The sequence below is a fragment of the Sphingomonas sp. genome (assembly GCF_031380695.1).
GTDB lineage: Bacteria > Pseudomonadota > Alphaproteobacteria > Sphingomonadales > Sphingomonadaceae > Sphingomicrobium.
Genome location: NZ_JANMWY010000239.1, coordinates 1 through 6,210, shown reverse-complemented (window position 1 = coordinate 6,210; position 6,210 = coordinate 1). Strand labels below are relative to the sequence as shown.

The window sequence follows — 6,210 nt, the reverse complement described above, 5'->3', positions numbered from 1 at the left end:
TCTGGTCGTAGCCGGGGTAGATATAGTCGGCGAACTGGATTTCGATGACGGGTTTCAGGCCATAGGCGGCCATACCGACGGCGGTGCCGACGATCCCGGCTTCGGAGATCGGCGCGTCGAAGCAGCGGGTCTTGCCGAACTGCTTTTGCAGCCCCTCGGTCGCACGGAACACGCCGCCGAAGAAGCCGACGTCCTCGCCATAGACGACGACGTCGGGGTCGCGCTCCATCATCACGCGGTGGGCGTCGTTGATCGCCTGGATCATGTTGCGACCCGTTGTCTTCACCGTGCTCATACGACGTCGTGCCCCAGGAATTCGCGCGCTTCGCCGAGCGCTTCCTCGCGCTGCTCCTTCAAATGCCAGGGAGTGTCGCCATAAACATCCTCGAACATCGATCCGATGCGGTCGAAGCCCTGCTGAGGCAGGACGCCGTTGGTCTCGGCCTTCTTCTGAGCGGCGCGGACTTCCGCGTCGATTTCCTTGTTGAGTGCGGCGTCGCGATCATCGTCCCATTCATTGAGACCGATCAGGTGCGCCGTGAGCCGGGCGATCGGATCACCCAGCGGCCATTCCTGCGCTTCGCCGGCGGGGCGGTAGCCAGCCGGGTCGTCGGAAGTCGAATGGCCCTCGGCGCGGTAGGTGAAGAATTCGATCAGCGTCGGGCCGTGGTTGGTCCGCGCCCGCTCGCCGGCCCAGGCGACGGCGGCATAGACCGCGAGCGCGTCATTGCCGTCGACGCGGAGGCCGGCAATGCCATAGCCGACCGCGCGGCTGGCGAAGGTCGCCTGTTCGGCCCCGGCAAATCCGGAAAAGCTGGAGATCGCCCACTGGTTGTTGACCACGGCGAGGATGCACGGCGCCTGATAGACCGAGGCGAAGGTCAGCGCGGAGTGGAAGTCTCCCTCGGCCGTCGCGCCTTCGCCGATCCAGCCCATCGCGATGCGGCTGTCGCCCTTGATCGCGCTCGCCATCGCCCAGCCGACGGCCTGCGGATATTGGGTGCCGAGGTTGCCGGAGATCGAAAAGAAGCCGTGCGCCTTGTCCGAATACATCACCGGCAGTTGGCGGCCGTGGAGCGGGTCGGCGGCGTTGGAGTAGATCTGGCACATCATCGTTTCGATCGGGTAATTGCGCGCGACGAGAATGCCCTGCTGGCGATAGGTCGGAAAACACATGTCGTCGGTATGCAGCGCATGGGTGGCGGCGACCGCGATCGCCTCCTCGCCGGTGCACTTCATGTAGAAGCTGGTCTTGCCCTGCCGCTGGGCGCGATACATGCGATCGTCGAATACGCGCACGGTCTTCATGTTGCGCAGCATTTTGCGCAGCAATTCAGGCTCCAGGCGCGGGTTCCACGGGCCGACCGCCTGCGCATTGTCGTCGAGCACGCGTACGAGGTGGGTGCACAGCGGGTGTGTCTCACTCACCGCCGCCGCCGCGTCGGGACGCGGGGCCGCGCCCGCCGCCGGGACGACGATCCCAGAGAAATCGGGCGCGTCGCCGGGCCGGTAATTCGGCTCCGGCACATGCAGGACCAGTGTCGGCCGGTTGGCGCGCGGGGCGGGGTCGCTCATCCTGTTCCTTCCAGCCTGGCGGATGCCCGCCCCTGATCAGTGGCTGATCCCTTAGAAGGTTCCAAGCCCGGTTTGAAGGGACTGGTTGCTTTTGCAATCAATCCTCGTGCGGTACCCCGACCGTCGCGCCGACGGTGAAGTTGCCGCCGGCGCCCTGCTCGAACCACAAGGGGCGCCGCTTGTGGGTGCCGCCGGCGACGTCGTCGAGGTTGCCGTCGAGCAATCGCCCGCCGATCATGGTCATGTCGACCTTGTCGCTGTTGCGGATGTCGTCGAGCGGGTTGGCGTCGAGGATGACGAGGTCGGCGAGCTTGCCCGCCTCGAGACTGCCGAGATCCTTGTCGAGCCCGAGCGCGCGCGCCGGGTTGATCGTGCCGGTGCTCAGCGCCTCCAGATTGCTCATGCCGCCAAGCGCGAACATCCACATATCCCAGTGCGCGCCGAGCCCCTCGCGCTGGCCGTGAGCGCCGATTGACACGGGCACGCCGAGGTCGCTGATTTGCTTGGCCTGGCGCGCGACGTTGATGACATTATCTTCTTCGGGCGGCTCCATCACCGGACGGCGGCTGCGCGCGTCGAGGACCGGGCGGGGAACCCATTTCGACAGGATCGGCTCGTTCCACACTTGCGTATGTTGATACCAGTAATTCTCCCCGAACGCGCCGCCGTACGCAACGATCAGCGTCGGGGTCCACGCGGTTTGCGATCCCTTCCAATATTGCAGGACGTCATCGTAGATGTGCTGGACGGGCAGGCTATGCTCGATGGTCGTATGGCCATCGGCGATCATCGTCATGTCCATCTCGAACAGCGAGCCGCCTTCGGGAACGACTTCCATGCCCAGTTGTTTCGCGGCCTGGATCACCATCTGGCGCTGCTCGCGGCGGGGCTGGTTGTAGCTTTTGACCGACCAGGCACCCGACGCCTTCAATCGGCGGAGGTGGGTCAGCGCATCGTCGAGGCTGTTGATCTCCGCCGTGAACGGCGTCGTTGCGCCATAGAGGATGGTGCCGGTCGAGTAGATTCGCGGGCCAGTGATCAGCCCGGCGCGCTGCATTTCGGACGAGGCAAAGACGGTGTGGGTGTCGGCCGACGGATCGTGGACGGTGGTCACGCCATAGGCCAGCGCGGCGTCATACACCCAGTTCTGCTGGGGCACGATGCCGTCCGACCCGTGCGGGCCATGCCAGTGGGCGTCGATCAGGCCGGGGATGATGGTCTTGCCGGCCACGTCGATGCGCCGCGCGCCCGCAGGAATCGCGACCGATGCGGCCAGTCCGATCGCGGCGATGCGGTCGCGGTTGACGACGATCGTGCCATTGTCGATCACGCCCGCGCCGCCCATCGTCACGATCCGCGCGCCGGTCAGGACGAGCGTGCCCGTGGGCTTGGCGGTGTCGGCGCTGAAGCCGAGGTGGGCGAACACCGGCGCGGGCGTCTTGTCCTTGCCGGTGAAGTCGCCCGTCGCGCCGAGCGACTTGGCGAACAGGTCGGGCCCCTGGCTCCAGTAGAGGGTGCGGCCATTGCCCGACCAGTGCAGCCAGTCGCCGGCATCGGCCGACACGCGCGCCTGGGGATACGATGTCCCGTCCGGCGCGATGTCGAGCGAGCGGCCGGCGCGGGTGAACGGCATGACATAGGCCTGGTAGCGTTCGGTCCAGGCAACATATTGCTCGTCGGGCGACAGCGCGAAGCTGGCGGCATTCTGCGAGACGAGGTGGGTCTGGAGGTTCGATCCGTCGAGGCCGATCGAGCGCAGGACATGCTTGTCGTCGTCGCCGTCGTCGATGAAGAACAAGCGGTCGTTGGTCGCGCCGAACTGTGGCTCGCTGCCGCGCACCGAAACCTTCTTCGGCGTGCCACCGCGCGCCGCGACGACATAGAGGCCGGGGTCGCGGCCCCACAGCGGGGTGGTAAGATAGCCGTCGCTGCCCTTGCGATAGGCGATGGTCGCGCCGTCGGGGGAGAAGGCGGGCTCGGCATAATGGCCCGGCTCGGGGGTGACGCTGCGGCCCTCGCCGCCGGTCGCGGGGACGATCTTGACCCGTCCGGCCTTGTCGTCGTCCCAGCCGACATAGGCAATCTGGCGCCCGTCGCGGGAGAAGGTCGGATAGGTCTCGAACTCACTCGCCTTGGTCAGGCGGCGGGCGCTGCCGCTGGCGACGTCGCGGACCCACACATGGCCGAGCGCTTCATAGACGATGCGCCGCCCGTCGGGGCTGGCGTGGGCGCCGCGGATCATCTTGACGTCGAACCGGTCGGGCGCGACGTCCTTCTGATAGCGCGGGGCATCCTCGACGAAGCGGGTGCCGGTGACGTGGAACGGGATGTCGGCGACCGCCCTGGTCGCGACGTCGATGCGGTGGAGGCCGCCGCCGGCCCAATAGACCAGCGAGTTGTTGTCGGGGGTCCAGCTGATCCCCGGATAGACGCCCTGAATCGCCCAGGTTTCCTGCATGTCGCGGTCGAGGGTGTCGGTCAGCGGGGTGATGCGACCCGACGCGAGGTCCATCAGCATCAGCGTCGACTTGTACCGCACGCGGCGGATGAAGGCCAAGCTCTTGCCGTCGGGTGACGGCGTCGGGCGGATCGCGCCGCCGGGGCCGGTGACGAACGAATCGATCTCGCCGGTGGTGCGGTCGAGCCGTTGGATGACGTAGATCTGGCCGTTGACGTCCTTCGAATATTCGAACGTCATGCCGGGCGTCGCGTCGTCGGAGAAATACAGATAGCGCCCGTCGGGCGAGAAGGCCGGCTCGTTGGTGTCCTTCTGCTTGCTGCGGGCCTTGGTCATCTGCACGCCGCCGCCCTTGTCGGCGCCGCTGCGGTGGTAGAGCCACATTTCGCCCGCGCCCAATGAGCGCGCCGAGGTGAAATGCTTGCGCGCGACGATGAAATTGCCGTCGGGCGACCAGTCGGCCTGGTTGAGTAGGCGGAAGGTCTCCTTCGTGATCGCGCGGGCACCGGAGCCGTCGCGGCCCACCACCCAGATATTGTCGCCGCCGCCGCGATCGGAGGTAAAGGCGATCTCGCGCCCGTTGGGGGAGTAGCGTGGCTGCATGTCCCATGCGCCGCCGCTGGTCAGGGGCCGCGCCTCGCCGCCGGTGATCGGGATGGTATACAGGTCGCCGAGCAGGTCGAACGCAATCTCCTTGCCGTCGGGCGAGACGTCGAGGCTGAGCCAGGTGCCCTGGCGCGTGTCGACCACCGCGTCGTGGCCGGGGCCGTGGCGGGCGGCAACGTCCCATTTGCCACTCTTGGATTCATTGGCTTTCGCATCGGTCGGTTTCGGCGATGCGGCGATGTTGTCGGGTTTGGGCTGGGTCAGCGGCTCGGCCTGGCCGGGTTGCGGCGACGGCGCGACCGGCGGCGTGGGTGCCTGGGCGATTGCGGTGGAGGTGAGCAGCGAGGCGAGGGCGAGGGTCAGGACTGGACGCGGCATGGAGGTTCCCGGCAGGTTAGACGCGGGATGATTGGCGAGGCGCTTCGCCGATGGCAATTGTCCGTTAACACCGTTCGTCGAATAGTTGCTCCCACGCGGGCGTTGACCGCATCGCCGCCATCGGCGTAGGTCGCCGCCATGTCCGAACAATCCCCCACGCCCCCCGCCTCGGCCAGCGAACCCCCCGGCCCGGCCAGCACGCCTTCGACCGCGTCCCTTCCCGACCGCCTGTCGCTCGATCCGCGTAGCCCGCACTTCGACGGCGACATGCTGCAGCAGGGGGTGCGCATCAACTTCAACGGGGTCGAGAAGACCAACGTCGAGGAATATTGCGTGTCCGAAGGCTGGATCAAAGTCGCCGCCGGTCGCAGCCGTGACCGCAAGGGCAACCCGATGACGCTCAAGCTGAAGGGCGTGGTCGAGCCGTTCGTCGGCGTGGCGGGGTCGCCGGACGAGGAACCGGGGATCGAGTAGACATTTCGAAGATCATCGAATTGTCTTGACCCCCGCTATTTGCTCTGACATTTCGATGGGAGTCGAATTGACGGAGTGAGCGATGAATATTGGTTCTGCAAGCAAGTCGCTCGGCGCGCTCGCCCAGGAGCACAGGCTCGCCCTGTTCCGGCTGCTAGTCCAATCCGGCGATCAGGGCATGGCTGCCGGTGCTATTGCCGAAGCGCTTGGCGTGCCCAATTCTTCGCTCTCCTTCCACCTCGCGCAGCTCCGCAACGCGGGACTCATCTTGCAGGAACGCCAACAGCGCTCGCTGATCTATCGCGCCAACTATCCCGCAATGAACGCACTCGTCGGTTTCCTGACCGAGAATTGCTGTGGCGGGGCCGATTGCTCCGGGGCCGAACTCAACGAAGCGGAGGCTGCATGACCAAGACCTACAACGTGCTCTTTCTGTGTACGGGAAACTCGGCACGCTCGATCCTAGCCGAAGCAATTCTCAACCGCGCGGGGAATGGCCGGTTCATTGCCCATTCGGCCGGCAGCCATCCCAAGGGTGAGGTGCATCCGCTCGCGCTTGCCACGCTGTCCGAGCTGGGGTTTCCATCGGATGGCTATCGTTCAAAGCCGTGGGACGAGTTCGCGGTGGCTGGCGCGCCCGACCTCGATTTTGTGTTTACCGTCTGCGACAATGCGGCCGGCGAAATGTGCCCGTCGTGGCCCGGTCAGCCGATGACCGC

General features: G+C 66.2%; 5 protein-coding genes and 1 pseudogene. 3 read left to right on the top strand and 3 right to left on the bottom strand.

The window, feature by feature from the left end; genetic code table 11:
- The 3 genes and pseudogenes from RMN84_RS08510 to RMN84_RS08500 all read right to left on the bottom strand — a co-directional run.
- Positions 1–295 (bottom strand): annotated as a pseudogene (locus tag RMN84_RS08510) (alpha-ketoacid dehydrogenase subunit beta); the annotation flags it as partial.
- Positions 292–1,575, bottom strand: coding sequence for a thiamine pyrophosphate-dependent enzyme (locus RMN84_RS08505; protein WP_309611748.1), 1,284 nt, complete (start codon positions 1,573–1,575; stop codon positions 292–294). The gene RMN84_RS08505 and the pseudogene RMN84_RS08510, both read right to left, overlap by 4 nt.
- Positions 1,576–1,672: 97 nt before the next feature.
- A complete protein-coding gene (locus tag RMN84_RS08500) occupies positions 1,673–5,017 on the bottom strand; it encodes an amidohydrolase family protein (RefSeq protein ID WP_309611747.1) in 3,345 nt (1,114 codons plus the stop codon).
- A gap of 138 nt (positions 5,018–5,155) precedes the next feature.
- Between RMN84_RS08500 and RMN84_RS08495 the strand changes: the two genes are divergently transcribed.
- The 3 genes from RMN84_RS08495 to RMN84_RS08485 all read left to right on the top strand — a co-directional run.
- Positions 5,156–5,491, top strand: a complete 336-nt coding sequence (locus RMN84_RS08495; protein WP_309611746.1) for a DUF3297 family protein — start codon at positions 5,156–5,158, stop codon at positions 5,489–5,491.
- An 82-nt stretch (positions 5,492–5,573) separates the two neighbouring features.
- The gene (locus RMN84_RS08490) at positions 5,574–5,900 is read left to right on the top strand and encodes a metalloregulator ArsR/SmtB family transcription factor (RefSeq protein ID WP_309611745.1); all 327 of its coding nucleotides are present in this window, start codon (positions 5,574–5,576) and stop codon (positions 5,898–5,900) included.
- A partial coding sequence (locus RMN84_RS08485; protein ID WP_309611744.1) for an arsenate reductase ArsC occupies positions 5,897–6,210 on the top strand: 314 nt, incomplete at its 3' end. The genes RMN84_RS08490 and RMN84_RS08485, both read left to right, overlap by 4 nt.